This window comes from Streptomyces achromogenes subsp. achromogenes (assembly GCF_000720835.1).
In the GTDB taxonomy this organism is placed as follows: domain Bacteria; phylum Actinomycetota; class Actinomycetes; order Streptomycetales; family Streptomycetaceae; genus Streptomyces; species Streptomyces achromogenes.
This window is the reverse complement of record NZ_JODT01000023.1, coordinates 16,571-31,338: the sequence shown is the minus strand read 5'-3', so window position 1 is coordinate 31,338 and position 14,768 is coordinate 16,571. Positions and strand designations below refer to the sequence as shown.

The 14,768-nt window shown below is 71.9% G+C and carries 16 protein-coding genes; 7 read left to right on the top strand and 9 right to left on the bottom strand.

The features are described 5' to 3' along the window. Positions 1 to 71: 71 nt before the first annotated feature. The 4 genes from IH25_RS0123570 to IH25_RS0123555 form a co-directional block, all read right to left on the bottom strand. On the bottom strand, positions 72 to 446 hold the full coding sequence (locus IH25_RS0123570) for an ectoine synthase (protein WP_030613990.1): 375 nt from the start codon (positions 444 to 446) through the stop codon (positions 72 to 74). A gap of 94 nt (positions 447 to 540) precedes the next feature. After that, complete coding sequence (locus IH25_RS0123565; RefSeq protein ID WP_030613987.1) at positions 541 to 798, bottom strand: acyl carrier protein; 258 nt, start codon at positions 796 to 798, stop codon at positions 541 to 543. Continuing rightward, positions 795 to 2,273 (bottom strand): AMP-binding protein, encoded by a 1,479-nt coding sequence (locus IH25_RS0123560; RefSeq protein ID WP_030613984.1) that lies wholly within the window; start codon positions 2,271 to 2,273, stop codon positions 795 to 797. Before IH25_RS0123560 ends, IH25_RS0123565 begins: the two co-directional genes overlap by 4 nt. Before the next feature lie 450 nt (positions 2,274 to 2,723). Next, the gene (locus tag IH25_RS0123555) at positions 2,724 to 3,170 is read right to left on the bottom strand and encodes a MarR family winged helix-turn-helix transcriptional regulator (protein WP_030613982.1); all 447 of its coding nucleotides are present in this window, start codon (positions 3,168 to 3,170) and stop codon (positions 2,724 to 2,726) included. 265 nt (positions 3,171 to 3,435) lie between these two features. Between IH25_RS0123555 and IH25_RS0123550 the strand changes: the two genes are divergently transcribed. From IH25_RS0123550 to IH25_RS0123535, 4 genes are all read left to right on the top strand, one after another. Continuing rightward, positions 3,436 to 3,924, top strand: a complete 489-nt coding sequence (locus IH25_RS0123550) for a nucleoside deaminase (protein ID WP_030613979.1) — start codon at positions 3,436 to 3,438, stop codon at positions 3,922 to 3,924. Continuing rightward, the gene (locus IH25_RS0123545) at positions 3,921 to 4,577 is read left to right on the top strand and encodes a DsbA family oxidoreductase (RefSeq protein WP_030613968.1); all 657 of its coding nucleotides are present in this window, start codon (positions 3,921 to 3,923) and stop codon (positions 4,575 to 4,577) included. The genes IH25_RS0123550 and IH25_RS0123545 overlap by 4 nt, the downstream gene beginning before the upstream one ends. A 209-nt stretch (positions 4,578 to 4,786) precedes the next feature. Then, positions 4,787 to 5,107, top strand: coding sequence for a DMT family transporter (locus IH25_RS0123540; protein WP_030613965.1), 321 nt, complete (start codon positions 4,787 to 4,789; stop codon positions 5,105 to 5,107). A gap of 46 nt (positions 5,108 to 5,153) precedes the next feature. Beyond that, positions 5,154 to 5,585: a DMT family transporter gene (locus IH25_RS0123535; protein ID WP_030613962.1), complete on the top strand. Its 432-nt coding sequence runs from the start codon at positions 5,154 to 5,156 to the stop codon at positions 5,583 to 5,585. A 354-nt stretch (positions 5,586 to 5,939) separates the two neighbouring features. Here the strand turns inward: IH25_RS0123535 and IH25_RS0123530 are convergent, their stop codons facing one another. Continuing rightward, entirely contained in the window at positions 5,940 to 6,326 is a 387-nt protein-coding gene (locus IH25_RS0123530) for a hypothetical protein (RefSeq protein ID WP_030613959.1), read from the bottom strand. Positions 6,327 to 6,755: 429 nt separating this feature from the next. Between IH25_RS0123530 and IH25_RS0123525 the strand changes: the two genes are divergently transcribed. The 3 genes from IH25_RS0123525 (at position 6,756) to IH25_RS40775 (ending at position 8,948) form a co-directional block, all read left to right on the top strand. Next, complete coding sequence (locus IH25_RS0123525) at positions 6,756 to 7,115, top strand: MerR family transcriptional regulator (RefSeq protein ID WP_030613956.1); 360 nt, start codon at positions 6,756 to 6,758, stop codon at positions 7,113 to 7,115. Positions 7,116 to 7,360: 245 nt separating this feature from the next. After that, complete coding sequence (glnA, locus tag IH25_RS0123520; RefSeq protein WP_030613954.1) at positions 7,361 to 8,722, top strand: type I glutamate--ammonia ligase; 1,362 nt, start codon at positions 7,361 to 7,363, stop codon at positions 8,720 to 8,722. Between the two features lie 31 nt (positions 8,723 to 8,753). After that, the gene (locus tag IH25_RS40775) at positions 8,754 to 8,948 is read left to right on the top strand and encodes a hypothetical protein (RefSeq protein ID WP_030613952.1); all 195 of its coding nucleotides are present in this window, start codon (positions 8,754 to 8,756) and stop codon (positions 8,946 to 8,948) included. 58 nt (positions 8,949 to 9,006) lie between these two features. Here IH25_RS40775 and IH25_RS0123510 read toward each other — a convergent pair whose 3' ends face one another. The 4 genes from IH25_RS0123510 to IH25_RS0123495 form a co-directional block, all read right to left on the bottom strand. Beyond that, positions 9,007 to 11,364, bottom strand: coding sequence for an Orn/Lys/Arg family decarboxylase (locus tag IH25_RS0123510; protein WP_030613950.1), 2,358 nt, complete (start codon positions 11,362 to 11,364; stop codon positions 9,007 to 9,009). A 142-nt stretch (positions 11,365 to 11,506) separates the two neighbouring features. Beyond that, positions 11,507 to 12,526, bottom strand: coding sequence for a TolB family protein (locus IH25_RS0123505; RefSeq protein WP_030613948.1), 1,020 nt, complete (start codon positions 12,524 to 12,526; stop codon positions 11,507 to 11,509). Next, on the bottom strand, positions 12,523 to 13,776 hold the full coding sequence (locus tag IH25_RS0123500) for an MFS transporter (protein WP_030613945.1): 1,254 nt from the start codon (positions 13,774 to 13,776) through the stop codon (positions 12,523 to 12,525). The genes IH25_RS0123505 and IH25_RS0123500 overlap by 4 nt, the downstream gene beginning before the upstream one ends. A 1-nt stretch (position 13,777) precedes the next feature. Beyond that, positions 13,778 to 14,665: an alkaline phosphatase family protein gene (locus tag IH25_RS0123495; RefSeq protein ID WP_030613942.1), complete on the bottom strand. Its 888-nt coding sequence runs from the start codon at positions 14,663 to 14,665 to the stop codon at positions 13,778 to 13,780. Positions 14,666 to 14,768: the final 103 nt, after the last annotated feature.

Here is a 14,768-nt window from a genome sequence, read left to right as displayed (position 1 = left end):
CGGTACGTCGCTGGTCGGGGCCGAGGCCGGGGCCCGCGCCGCCGTCGGCGCGGGCCCCGCACCGCGGGAACTCAGTACTGGGAGAAGCCGTCGGGGGACAGCGTGTGCTTCTCGTCGCCGCGCAGGGCCGGACTGAAGACGGAGACCAGTCTCAGGTCCTCGTAGTCGGAGGCTATGAGGTAGTGCGGGTCGTGCTCGTCGAGGGCGTAGATGGTGCCCTCGGTGATCTTGAAGCGTTCGCCGGAGGCCGTGACGACCTCGCCGGAGCCGCCCGTGCAGTAGCAGGCCTCGAGGTGACGGCGGTACTGCAGGGCGCTCTGGGTGCCCTTGCGGACGAGGGTCTCGCACACGGTGAATCCCATGCCGTCGGCCTCGGTGAGCAGTCGGTGGCTGGTGCCGTTGCCCCACTCGACGGGGGCCAGATCGCTGATGCTGCGGACGATCATGTCAGTCTCCTTGGGTGTGAGGGGTTTCCCGGAAGAACCCCGAGGAGCGCTCCGGGAGCACCTGTGGGTGTGTGGTGGGAAGGCGGGCGCCGGCTCAGGCGGCGGCCTTGGTCGCGTCCTCGACGAACGCCGACATCGCGCCGATGCTGCGGAAGTTGTCCGGGACCAGGGGGATGTCGTCGACCGGGATCGAGTAGGTCCGGGAGAGGTGGGAGACGATCCGGACCACGCCCAGGCTGTCGACGACGCCGTTGGTGATGAGGTCGAAGTCGGCGGTCAGGTCCGCCGTGTCCTCGCCGTCGAGGAACTCGGCGACGACATAGCCGCGGATCTCTTCTGCCAGGGAGGTCATGAGGGGTTTCCCTTCTGTCGTGCCGCCTTGATGAGGTTGCGGTCGGGCTTGCCGGTGGACGTGCGGGGCAGCGGGACGTCGCCCACGAGCACGGAGGACGGGATGGCGTGACGGGGCAGGCGCTCGGCGCTGTGGGTGCGCAGCCGCAGCGAGGTGAGCGACGTGCCGGGCCGCCGGGTCACCTGGGCGTGCAGCCGGTAGCCGGCCTCCGCGTCGGGGATCGCCACGACGGCGGCCTCGGCGACGTCGGGATGGGCCGCCAGGACGTTCTCGACCTCCTGCACGTTCGTCCGCACCCCGCGCACCTTGACCTGGAAGTCGGTGCGTCCGCGCAGCCGGTACAGGCCGTCGGCGTCCCGGCTGACGAGGTCGCCGGTGCGGTAGAAGACCTCGTCGCCGCCGTCGGGAGCGGCCACGAACACGCCTTCGTTGCGGGAGCGTTCGAGGTAGCCGCGGGTCTGGAACGGGGTGGTCACCAGGAGTTCACCCGTGCCGGGGCCGTCGAGGATGCGCCCCTCGTCGTCGAGCAGCAGGGCCCGCACCCCGGGCAGCGGCCGGCCGATGGGGGTCTCCTCGCCGGCCCGCGCGGGATCGATGTCGTGGAGGAAGCTGTCGTTGGTCTCGGTGCACCCGAAGACGTTGTGGAAGCCGGCCCCGGGGAAGGCCGTCCCGATCTGCTTCAGCAGCGTCGGCGGCAGTGCGTCCCCGGTGGAGATCACCGTGCGGACGCCTGGATGGACGGCACCGTCCTGGGTGAGCAGCCGGTGCAGCATGGGCACCCCCTGGACGAAGGTGACCTCGTGCCGGGTGACCAGTTCCTGCAGGTGACGGGCGTCCGCGCTGGACTCCTGTGCCACGAGGACGGACCGCGCGCCCAGGCGCAGGGCGGTCCAGACGTCGAGCAGGGAGAGATCGAAGTTCAGGGGCGCGTAACTCAGCAGGGTGTCCCGCTCGGTGAGGCCGAACCGGTCGGCCGCCCAGTCGGCGAACCGCTCGAAGGCGTCATCCGGGATGGGCACGATCTTCGGCGTGCCGGTGGAGCCGGAGGTGGTGAGCAGCAGGGGAGCGGTGGCGGGGTCCACGGGGTCGAAGCCCCGGGCGGCCCGCTCGTCCGCGACGACCGGGGAGGTGTCGAGCACCCCGTGGTCGTCGACGGTCAGGACCAGGGAGCACCGGGCCTGCGCGGCGAGCGCCGCACGGGCGGAGGCGCCCAGTTCGGGCGAGGGCGCGAGAACCGCGTAACCGGCCTGGAAGGCGCCGATGAGCAGGGCGATCGTCGCGGGCGTCTTGTGCGCGGGCACGCACAGCGGCTGCCGCCGGTCGAGCCCGAGGCCGGCCAGGGCACCGGCTAAGTCCTCGGCGAGACCGGCCAGCTGCCGGTACGTCACCAGCTGCTCACCCCGGACCAGGGCCACCTGATCGGGCCGGCGCCGGGCGTGCCCGGCGAGCACGTCTAAAAGGCGTAACAAAGACATGGTTCCCCCATTCGTGCACCTGCCAAGTCGTGCACCTGTCCAAGCGAAGATTGATCGGAACGGGAGGGAGGCGGCGCATGAATCGCGCCAAAGAACCCGCGGAGCCCGATGGTGACCGTGCGAAGGGCTCTGCGTCACTCCCCGTGATCAAGGCGTGATCAACCGTACCCGAGCTGTATGCAGAATCAAGCATGTTATTGACCTGCATACAGTGATGCATCTCACACCGCGGAGGCGGATGGTTGCGCTCCGTATTTGCTTGGTGAACCAAGTGTTCCGGCTGCAACGCCTGTCGTCACGGTGCCGGAGTGCCGGGAGGCGTCGTGGAGGAGCGGGGCCGGGGGCCCGTCCGGGGCAGGCCGGAAGGGGTGTGCAAACGCCGAAAGCCGTCCCGGAGGACGGCTTTCGAGGAATTTTTCGTGGGGGAGCCGGGTGGCGGGAAGGGGGCGCTCAATGGGCGCTGCGCAGCGCCTGGACCGTGCCGGCCAGCTCGGGGGTGGCGCCGGCGGTGTTCAGCGCCGCGCTCAGGACCTCGGAATAGGTGCCTCGGGCATCGGCGTAGCGCTCCTTGCCCTCGTCGGTGATGACGGCGTACACGCCGCGTTTGTCCCCCGGACACAGGTCCCGGAAGGCGAAACCGGCCGCGAAGAGCCTGCCGACCAGCCGGGTCACCGAGCTCTGCCCCAGGCCGACCTTGTCGGCGAGCTCCTGCATGCGCAGCTCGCCGGCCTTCGCGTGGACCAGGCACTCCAGGGCGCGGAACTCCGAGAGCCCGATGCCGTGCTTGCGTTGCAGGGCCTGGGTGAGCCGGCGCTCGACGTGCGCGTGCAGGGCGAGGACCTTTCCCCACATGGCCTGGTCGGACGCGGCGGCCGGCGTATAGGAGGTCGTGGTCATGGTGCAACTCCTTCTCAGCGGCGCATTGACAACAAGATACATGTTCATGCAAGCTTCGTGCTGCTCCCAGACCCCTGCCGCCGGGCTCCATGGGGCGCAGGAATATGCACGTACAAGCAAGTATGGAGGTTCCCGTGTTGGATCCCATGACATCCGCGAGTCCGCCGAAGGGGGAGACCGCTTCGTTACGGCCGGTCTGTTCCGTCCTGGCCCTCGGCGGCGGTTTTTCCTGTCGCCCGGCCACGGTCTGAGCCGGGGAGTGCGGATGTCCACTTTCGAGCTCTCGGAGAGCGAGCTGACCGAGTACGCCCGTGAGGCGGTGCGGATCAGCCGCGAACACGTCGCCAAGGGCGGTATCCCGTTCTCCGGTGTGGTGGTCAACGGCGGCCGCATCCTCGGCACCGGCGTCAACCGGGTCCGCGAGGACGACGACCCCACCGCGCACGCGGAGGTGGTCGCCCTGCGCGAGGCCGCCGCCACCTACGGGCTGCACGCCACCGCCGGGGCCACCCTGATCGCCTCCGGCGAGCCCTGCGCCCTGTGCTACATGGCCTCCCTGCACTTCAACGTCGGCCACATCGTCCACGTCGCCGACCGCGAGACGGCGGCGCGGTACGGCTTCGACTACTCGGGGTCGTACTCCATCTTCGCCAAGGACCCCGCGGACTGGCAGATCGAGGTCACCTCGCTGCCGCTCCCGGAAGCGACGAAGCCGTTCGAGGAATTCCTCGCCCTCAACCGGAGGCGGATGTGACCGGGACGGAAACCGGCAAGGTCGGCATCAAGGTCTGGTCGGACTACGTCTGTCCGTTCTGCATGCTGGCCGAGGGCCCGCTGCACGAGGCCACCCACGACCTGGACGTCGAGATCGAGTGGATGCCGTTCGAGCTGCGGCCCTACCCGACCCCGACGCTGCGGCCGGAGGACGAGTACCTGCCGGCGATCTGGGCCCGCTCGGTGTATCCGATGGCCCGCCGGATGGGCGTGGACATCACCCTGCCCACCGTCTCGCCGCAGCCCTACACCCGGCTGGCGTTCGAGGGCTACCAGTACGCGGCCGAGCACGGCAAGGCCGCGGAGTACACCCCGCGGATGCTGCGGGCCTTCTTCCAGGAGAACCGGGACATCGGTCAACTGGACGTCCTCACCGACATCGCGTCCGAACTGGGTCTGGACGCAGCCGGATTCGCGGAGGCGCTGACGGCCGGGACCTATGCCGAGGCCCATCAGGAGGCGCTGCGGACGGCCGCCGCGTACCGCGTCTCCGTCGCCCCCACGATCATCGTCGCGGAACGGCACCGCCTGGAAGGCGTACCCACCGCGGCGCAGGTCCGCAAGGCCGTGCTCGACGCCCAGGCCGAACAGGCGGTCGCCGGGGGCGCCGCCTGCGGGATCGACGGCTGCTGACCTGAAGCGAAACGTCCCGGCTTCCCCGGTGCACCGTCGCGTTCGGCGGGCGTGCCGCGCGTCCCGATCGTCCCGGCGCGGTGCGCACTCCCGCCGGTGTCCCGGCGGCTCACCGGTCCGCCGCGGCCACCACCGTTCGCCCCATACGGCGTCCCTCCACGGCCGGCTGCCCCCGTAAGCCCGGCCTCCACCGAACACAAGGACTTCTCATGCAGTGGCTCTACCTCGCTATCGCGGACATCTTCGAGATCGCCGTCGCCATCGCCGCCGGCAAGGCGGAGGGCTTCAAGAACCGCAAGTGGACCATCGCGACCCTGGTCAGCGGTGCCCTCGGGACCTTCTTCCTCAGCAAGGCGCTGCTGACCTTCAACGTCGGTGTCGGCTACGCCATCTGGACGTCCGTCGCCGGTGTCGGCATCACCCTGCTCGGCGCGCTGCTCTTCGGCCAGCGCCTGAACTGGCGCAAGGCGCTCGGCATCCTCGCCATCATCGTCGGCGTCGTCGGCCTCCAGCTCAGCGGCGCCGCCTGAGCGGCCCGCCCGCAAACCATCCCCCTTCACGAGAGGACCCACCCACATGTCCGACACCGGCCGCACCTCGGCCAACTCCTGGCTCACGCTCCTGCTCGCCGGAGTGTTCGAAATCGGCTACGCGCTGTCCGTCGGCGGCAGCCACGGTTTCACCCGGCTGACCTGGTCGCTGGTCGCCGTCGTGTTCTTCCTGCTGACCCTGTGGGCCCTGAGCGTCGCGCTGCGCACCATCGACGTCAGCATCGGCTACGCCGTCTGGGCGGGGATCGGGGCGGCCGGTGCGGCTCTGCTGGGCCCCGTCTTCTTCGACGAGTCCCTCAACGGGGTCCAGGCCCTGTGGCTCGGCCTGATCATCGTCGGCGTGGTCTGGCTCAAGCTCGCCGACAGGCCGGAGAAGGCCCAGGACCCCGTCGAGACCCCGCTGGTCGCCCAGGGGACCGCCGCCAGGGCGCAGGAAGCCCAGGTCGCGGAGCGCTGACAAGCGAGCCGCCACCTCCCCCCCGTCAGCCGGATCGCTGTCCATGACAACGGTCCGGCTAGGGCCGTTCCCGTGGCGGGCGGCGGGGCGTCCGCGGCCAGGGCGGTGGGACGTCCGCGGTCGGGGCCGGCGGGGCTCACCCGCGCCATGTTCCGGCGCGCGGGACCCCGTCGGGGCGGGCCTGTGCCATGTGACGGCACCAAGGCCCCGTAGGCCTCTCGGAGTGCCCTGAGGACCAGGCCGACGATCCGCCCCGCAGACCCGGGCGGCGAACCTCCTGAAGAACCCGGGCGGCGACCCCGCCCCCCTTCGGTCCTGCCTTCGGTCCTGCCTTCGGTCCTGTCGGTGTCGCCGTCAGTCGTGCTCGCCGACGGCCCATTCCTCCATCACGTCCGGCAGCTCCCGCAGCAGCGCTCTGCGGCGGGACTGAGCCGTCGCACGGCTCGTGAGGTGCATCGCCCTGGCCAGGGCGCCGTGCGTGCCCTTCTGGGCGGCGAACTCGCGTACCTCGGCGCGCCGGATGCCGTTCAGCCGTTCCATCAGTTCGGTGGTGCGTTCGATGGCTTCCGTGAGGTCTTCCACGGACGCGCGCCCCGCGCGCAACAGCGCGATGCCGTGCAGTGCCCGGCCCAACAGGGCGGCGAGTAACTCGGCATCTTCCCCGAGCAGTCGGGCGTCGTCGGCGGTCAGCGGTATCGCGAGGCCGGATGCGTGGACGGTGAGTTCGGGCTCGGTGTTCACCAGGCTTTCTCCTTGTGGTGCGGATCGTGCAGAGGTTCAGGCGTACTGGTGACGAGCGAGGCGGCACGCGGGCGGCCGGACGGCCGGACGGCCGCGCCGAGGCCGCGGGCCGGCGTGGTGCCGGCCGGGCCCGCACCGTGGGACATCGGGGGCGGCCGGTGCGGCGCGGGGCGCCGGGAGGCGTGGCCTCGCGCGCCGGAGCCGCTGTCCGGAAGGGGCCGCCGCCGGCACCCGGAGGCCGGCCGTCCTGCCGCCCCGGGCCGCCGTGCCGCTCGCTACCGGCCGCGCGCGGCCCGGCCGGACGTGGTGAGCCGGCGCCGTACGGCCGTGGGGCTGTCGGTGGGGCAGGAGGTGGTCCCATACGTCATGGGAACACCGTAAAAGTTGACGTCAGTGTCAGATTCAAGCCGGAAAGTTGTGATCTGCATCATGCGCATCGGGGAACTGGCCCGCTGTACCGGAGTGAGCGAGCGCTCACTGCGTTACTACGAGCAGGAGGGCCTGCTGTCGGCCCGCCGCACCCCGGGCGGCCACCGCGAGTACACCGAGGCCGCCGTGGCCCGGGTGCGGCGCATCCAGGAGCTGTACGCGGCGGGACTGTGCAGCTCGAAGATCGCCAAGCTGCTGCCGTGCATGCGCGACAGCGACGGCAGGCCCTCCCGGACCGCCGACGAGTGCCTGGTCAGCGAACTGACGGTGGAACGCGCCCGGATCGACCGCATGATCCGGGACCTCCAGCGCTCCCGCGCCCTGCTGGACACGGTGATCGAGGCCGCCTCCCAGGGCTGAGAGCGCCGCGCACCCCGCCGGCCGGGCCCGGGCCCGGCCGCCCATTACGGATGTCGGTGCGAGCAGGCAAGATGGGCGAGAGCGCAGTACACGTGCCGTACAGCAGGCCTTCGGCGCGAGGACGCTCGGGCGATCACGCTCCGCAACGCGCGTGAAATGCTGTTGTGGTGGGATGCTCAGGTGCCCGACCGCCTCCCGCAGTACGGGGACAGGCGGCCTGACCAGCAAGGATGGGGAAGCGGAAGATGGACAAGCAGCAGGAGTTCGTGCTCCGGACCTTGGAGGAGCGCGACATCCGGTTCGTACGCCTGTGGTTCACGGACGTGCTGGGCTTCCTCAAGTCCGTCGCCGTGGCTCCCGCCGAACTGGAACAGGCCTTCGACGAGGGCATCGGCTTCGACGGCTCCGCGATCGAGGGCTTCGCCCGGGTCTACGAGTCCGACATGATCGCCAAGCCGGACCCGGCCACCTTCCAGGTCCTGCCGTGGCGCGCGGAGACCCCCGGTACGGCCCGCATGTTCTGCGACATCCTCATGCCGGACGGCTCCCCGTCCTTCGCCGACCCGCGCTACGTCCTCAAGCGGGCCCTCGCCCGCACCTCCGACCTGGGCTTCACCTTCTACACCCACCCCGAGATCGAGTTCTTCCTGCTGAAGGACCGCCCGCTGGACGGCTCCCGCCCCACCCCGGCCGACAACTCGGGCTACTTCGACCACACCCCGACCAACGTCGGCATGGACTTCCGCCGCCAGGCGATCACCATGCTCGAGTCGATGGGCATCTCGGTGGAGTTCTCCCACCACGAGGGCGCGCCCGGCCAGCAGGAGATCGACCTGCGCTACGCCGACGCGCTGTCCACGGCCGACAACATCATGACCTTCCGCCTGGTCATGAAGCAGGTGGCGCTGGAGCAGGGGGTCCACGCGACGTTCATGCCGAAGCCGTTCTCCGAGCACCCCGGCTCCGGCATGCACACCCACCTGTCGCTCTTCGAGGGCGACCGCAACGCGTTCTACGAGTCCGGCGCCGAGTACCAGCTCTCCAAGGTCGGCCGCTCCTTCATCGCGGGCCTGCTCCGGCACGCCGCCGAGATCTCCGCGGTCACCAACCAGTGGGTGAACTCCTACAAGCGCATCTGGGGCGGCTCCGAGCGCACGGCGGGCGCCGGCGGCGAGGCCCCGTCGTACATCTGCTGGGGCCACAACAACCGCAGCGCCCTGGTCCGCGTCCCGATGTACAAGCCGGGCAAGACCGGCTCGGCGCGCGTGGAGGTCCGTTCCCTGGACTCCGGCGCGAACCCGTACCTGTCCTACGCCGTCCTGCTCGCCGCCGGCCTGAAGGGCATCGAGGAGGGCTACGAGCTCCCGCCGGGCGCCGAGGACGACGTCTGGGCCCTGTCCAACGCCGAGCGCCGCGCGATGGGCATCGAACCCCTCCCGCAGAACCTCGGCGAGGCCCTGACCCTCATGGAGGGCAGCGACCTGGTCGCCGAGACCCTCGGCGAGCACGTCTTCGACTTCTTCCTGCGCAACAAGCGCCAGGAGTGGGAGGAGTACCGCAGCGAGGTCACGGCCTTCGAACTGCGGAAGAACCTGCCGGTGCTGTAGGCGCAGGCCGGGCCCGCTAGGGTCACTCCCCATGGGTGGGGAAGAGCGGGCGCGGCACGCCGGGCGGCGTACGTGCCTGAAGTGCGGCGGCCCGCTGCCGGAGAGCCCGCGGCGGACACCGCGCCTGTTCTGCTCGCGCCGGCACGCGGGCGAGGCCGTGTTCCTGACCGTGCTCGTCGTGATGGGGATCGTGCGCGCTCTCCGCTGGACGGGGGTCCTCGGCTGAGCGCCACCGGAACGCCCGGGGGCCGGCGGTCGTGCGGACCGCCGGCCCTTCGCACGCGTCAGTCCTGTCTGAGGCACTCGATCTCGTAATCCCCCGTGTCCTCGTCGATCGTCACCCCGTGGGTCTCGCTGCGGAAGCCCGGGAAGCGGCGGTCGAAGGCCTCCAGGGCGGTGAGGTAGCGCAGGAGGGGGCCGTCGGGGGTGCCGGTGGACTCGCCGGGCATGAGGACCGGGATGCCGGGCGGGGTGACCGTGACCATCGCCGCCGCCACCCGGTGCGCCGCGTCGGCGATGCGGACGCGTTCCGTGCCGCCGCGCACCAGCCGCTGGTAGCAGTACTGCGGCGGGTGAACCGGCTCCGGCAGCTCCTGGAACGCGGTGTCCAGCAGCTCCACCAGGCGGGCCGAGCGCAGCTGGTCGTGCATCTCCTGGCACAGCTGCCGCAGGGTCATCCCGGAGTACCGGCGCGGGTGCGCGGCGACCGCCTCGGGCAGGACCCGGTCCAGCGGGGCGTCGCCGTCGTAGAGGGCCTTGAAGTCCATCAGGGCGTCCAGCAGCGTGCCCCACTTGCCCTTCGTGATGCCCATCGAGAACAGGATCAGCGTGGTGTAGCTGTCGGTCTTCTCGACCACGATGCTCCGGGTCGCCAGGTACGCCGTCAGCACCCGCGCCGGGATGCCCTCCTCGGCCATCTCACCGGTCGCCGTGATCCCCGGGCAGGTCAGCGTGACCTTGACCGGGTCCAGCATGCAGTGGCCCTCGGTCAGCCCGGGGAAGCCGTGCCAGGCCGCGCCCGGCTCCAGCAGCCAGCAGGACTGCTCCCGGCCCAGCAGCTCCGGCGGGGCCTCGTCGAAGGCCAGCCGCTCGTCCGTCGCCGGATCGGTGACCTCCTCCGGCTGCCAGACGCCGAAGAACCACGGCGGCCGGTCCCCGGCGCTCGCCACCCGCCGCCCCAGCCGCACCATCTCCTGCCGGAACCGGACGGCCTCGGTGACCGCCTCGTCCACCAGCCACTCGCCCTGCGGCCCGTCCATCATCGCCGTCGCCACGTCCAGCGAGGCGATCATCGGGTACAGCGGGGAGGTGGTCCCGTGCATCATCAGGGCCTCGTTGAACCGGTCGTGCTCCACCGGGGCCCGGGGCGCCGGCCGCACGTGCACCATCGCCGACTGCGACAGCGCGGCCAGCAGCTTGTGCGTGGACTGGGTGGCGAACACCGTCGGCCGCCGAGGGCCGGGGAAGGCCGCCTCGTCCACGGACATGCCGTACCGGCCCGCGTACAGCGGGTGGAAGCGGGCGTAGGCGAACCACGCCTCGTCGAAGTGCACCCGGGGAGTGCTGGCCGCGAGTGCCTTCGCGACCGGTACGGCGTCGTAACTCAGGCCGTCGTACGTGGAGTTGGTGAACACCGCGTACTGGGGCTCGCGCGAGGACGCGCCCTCGGCGAGCGGGTGCGCGGCGATCCGGGCCGCGATCGACTCCGCCGCCAGCTCGGCCGGGGGCAGCGGGCCGGCCAGGCCGTAGCCGTTGCGGGTCGGGATGAGGTAGACCGGCCGGGCGCCGGAGACCACCAGGCCCTGCAGCACCGACTTGTGGCAGTTGCGGTCCACCAGCGCCAGCTCGTCCCGGGTGACGCTGAAGTGGCCCACCAGGCGGTTGCAGGTGGAGTCGCCGTGCAGCACGAAGTAGGTCAGCTCCGAGCCGAAGACCCGGGCCGCGTTGCGCTCGGCCTCGCCGATGGGACCGGTGTGCTCGAACAGCGAGCCCAGCTCCTCCACCGAGATCGACAGGTCGGAGCGCAGCAGCCGCTCGCCGAAGTAGTCGTGGAAGGCGCGCCCGGCGGGCGACTTCAGGAAGGCGACACCGCCGGAGTGGGCCGGGGTGTGCCAGGAGTACTCGTGCGCGTCGTGGAAGTGGCGCAGCGCCCGGAAGAACGGCGGCAGCACGTCCTCCCGGTAGTGGCGGGCGGCGCTGGTGATGCGGCCCGCGATGAAGCCGGGGGTGTCCTCCAGCGGCCAGACGTACCCGACGACCGTCTCCGACACCCACAGCGGCAGTTCCCGCACGCCCTCCTCGGCCATGACCAGGAACACCGGCAGATCCCGGTAGCGCCGCCCGATCCGGCGCAGTACGGCGGCCCCGCCCGGGCTCTCCTCGAGGGTGCCGGCCGGCCCGGCGAGCGCCGCCCCGGGACCGTCGCCGGCCCGGGCGCCCCCGGGCAGGTCCCACGCCACGAGGGCCGCCGCCAGGCCCGCCTCGGTGCGCAGTACCGCGTCGGCGTCCTCGGCGGTGACGGCCCAGCGCACCCCGAAGCCGTCCGCCTCCACCGCCTCCCGGATCTTGCGCAACTGCTCGGCGCCGGCACCCTCCGCACGCGGGTGCTCCGGCACCGCCACCAGGATCCTGCTCTCACTCATCCGGTGCCCTGCCCTCTCCCGGCGGCCGCCCGGCCGCCACCGCGGAAAGTCTCCGGCGCGGCCCGCCGGACGGCCGGGTGACGGCGACGGCAGGTCACCCGGACAGCGCCGGTCCCACCACCGCGTAGCCGCAAGCGGGCGGCTAACCGAGGTACGCCGGTGACACCGCGGCCGGGCTGATCTCCCGGGCCCGGCCCGACCCGTCCGCCGGCACCTGGTACAGGTCGGCGCCGTAGTCCCCGGGGAGCGTGTACACGAGCGTGCGCGCGTCCCGCCACACCGCCTGGTCGTCCACGCTGCGCGGCTCGGCGAGCGCGGTCTCCCGCATCGTCCGCAGATCGAGGACGTACAGCCGCCAGGGCGCGTCCTTCGGCAGCCCCGCGACCCGCTTCTTGTACGCGACCCGGGTGCCGTCCGGCGACAGCGACGGGCACTCCACGTTGGCGTGCAGGGTGGTGACCGTACGCGCGCGCAGGTCGCCGCGGACCAGGTAGGTGCGGCCCTTCGTCGCCAGCGTGGCGTAGAACGTGCGGTCGTCGTCCGCGAACGTCACCCCCCAGAAGTTGACGTCCGCCGCCCGGTAGGCCCGCCCGTCCTTGACGATCCGGAACGCCTCCAGCGACGGGATCAGCGTGCCGCTGCGGGTGTCCACGACCGCCGTCCGGGTGGAGAAGTTCGTCCCCGCGTACGAGTCGCCGCCCACGAACGCCGTCCAGGCGGCGAAGTGCCCGGTGGGGGAGACCCGGGCGCGGGAGGGGATGCCCGGCACGTCGTAGCGGGCCCGGGTGCGCAGGGAGGCGTCCAGGACCAGCGCGCGGTAGGTGTCCGACACCGGCCCGTGCACGGCTTGCAGACACACTCCGGTGCCCGCGGCGGCGTAGAACCTGAGGCACTTCAGCCCGGCGGCGGTGCGCGGCCCGTCCGGGTCGTCCGCGGGGACGCTGGTCAGCTCGTCCCGGTGCGGCCCCCACGCCAAATTCCGGAACACCAGCCGCCCGGACCCGCGCAGCGACACCGCGCCGGACGTGACGCGCGGCCCGCCCGCCTGCGTGTGGTCGCGGCGCTCCGCCCGCGCGGACGCGTGCAGGACGGCGGCCAGCCCGACCCCCGCGAGCACGGCGAGGGCCGAGACGAGAACCAGGACCCGATTGCGTACGCTCACGCGCCCACCACCCCCTTCGGACGCAGCGCCAGCGCGAACGCCGCGCAGCCCACCAGCGCCACCGCCGCCCCGGCCAGCGCCGCCCGGTCGCCCCACACCGTCCAGGCCGCGCCGAACAGCAGCGAGCAGACGAACCGGGTCAGCGCCTGCCCGGTCTGTACGACGGCCAGCCCCGAGGAGCGCAGCGCCTGAGGCACGCTGTCGGAGGCGGCGGCCATCAGCACCCCGTCGGTGGCCGCGTAGAAGCAGCCGTGCAGGGCGAGCACCAGCCAGGGCAGCGCGGTGCCGCGCCAGGAGCCGAGCAGCAGCCCGTACCCGGCGAGCAGGGCGCCGTGCCCGGCGAGGAAGACCGTCCAGCGGCCCACCCGGTCCGCGAGCCGGCCGAGCGGCACCGCCAGCAGCAGGAACGCGGCGGCCGTGCCGAGCGGCAGCAGCGCGAACCAGCGGTCGGGCACCCCGAGCCGCCGCTGGAGCAGCAGGTACACGAAGGAGTCGCTGACCGTGGCCAGGCCCAGCAGCAGCGCGCACCCGGTGATCCGGCGCAGCTCGCGGCGGCGCAGCAGGGCGAAGGCGGCCCGCAGCGTGGGCCGGGGCCCCACTGCCCGCGCACCCCGCCCGCCGGGCACGAACAGCACCAGCACCAGCACACCGGCCGCGGCGACACAGAAGCTGACGGTGAACACCGCGTCGTAGCCGTCCACGGTGGCGCGCAGGATCCAGAACGCCACCAGCGGCCCGAGCAGCGCCCCGGCGGTGTCCATCGCCCGGTGCACACCGAAGGCCCGGCCGCGCGTCTCGGGCGTGCTGGACAGCGAGATCAGCGCGTCCCGGGGCGCGGTCCGCAGCCCCTTGCCGGTCCGGTCGGCGGCGAGCACGATCCCGATCGGGGTCAGCGAGTGCGCCACCAGCAGCAGCGGCTTGCACACGGCGGAGATGCCGTAGCCCAGCCCGGCGATCCACTTGTGCCGCCCGCCGCCCCGGTCGGCGAAGTGCCCGCCGACCAGCCGGACGAGCGCGGAGAACCCGTTGTAGACGCCGTCCAGGAGCCCGAACCCCAACGGCGACAGACCCAGACCGCTCACCAGGTACAGCGGCAGCACCGCCGTCACCATCTCCGAGGAGACGTCGGTGACCAGGCTCACCGTCCCCAGCGCGAGCACGGTCGGCGCGACCGCCGCACGGCGCCGCCCGGCCGGGGGCCGGACGGCGTCATGAGCGGACGTACTGGCACGACTGTCCGCTACGTACACGTCAGGACGCCCAGATCCCGGTGATGTCCTCGGCGGCGGCCGCGTTGCCCGCGTGCGTGGTCAGACCCTGGGTGTCCTCCAGGGTGCGCAGCAGGTCGTAGTGGTTGTAGGTGGTGCTCGACGAGGACCCGGCGAGGACGGGCTGTCCGTAGAACACGGTCGGGATCCGGTTCCCGCTCAGCCGGTTGTCCTCGTCGAAGGTGACGACGAGCAGGCTGTTGTGGGTCTTGGCCCAGGTGGCGTAGGCGCCCAGCTTGTTCTTCAGCCAGGTGTCACCGGTGGACACCGAACAGTCGTGCATGTCGCTGCACAGGTTCGGCACCACGAACGACAGCTGGGGCAGGGTCGAGTAGTCGGTGGGGAACTGCGCGAAGGTCTTGGCGCTGGACGTCGGCACATTGCCGAACCCGAACCACGGGTTGTGCTTGCGCGCGTAGTCACCGCTGCCGCACGTCGTGGAGCCCTGGCTCGGCAGGGTCTCGTTGTAGCTGGCCCAGCTGCGCCCGGCGGCGATCATCTCGGACGCCAGGTTGGGCGCCGAGGAGAAGCCCGGGGTGTAGCAGCTGTCGTCGGTGATCCCCTGCGTGGAGCCGGAGAACATCGCGAAGTAGTTGGGCTGGCTCGGGTGGGTCTCGGCGTACGACTGGGTGAGGTTGGCACCTCCCGCCTTCAGCGAGTTGATGTACGGCGCGCTGGACGACCCGATGACCTGGCTGTACGCGTGGTTCTCGAAGACCACGACCACGACGTGGTCCGGGCGGGGCACGGCGCCCGCGGCGTGCGCGGACCCCTGGCCCAGGCCGGTCCACAGGCCGAACGAGGCGGCGGCGAGGGCCGCCGCGCCGGCCACGAGGGCCCGGGCACGGCGGTACACGGAACTGCCGGACACATCAACCTCCGGTGATGGATGGACGGCTGGCGGTGCGGACAGAGCATGCACACGCCAACATTCCCGCGCCCCACGCGGGCCAACCCCGCGGGTGAAGACCGGA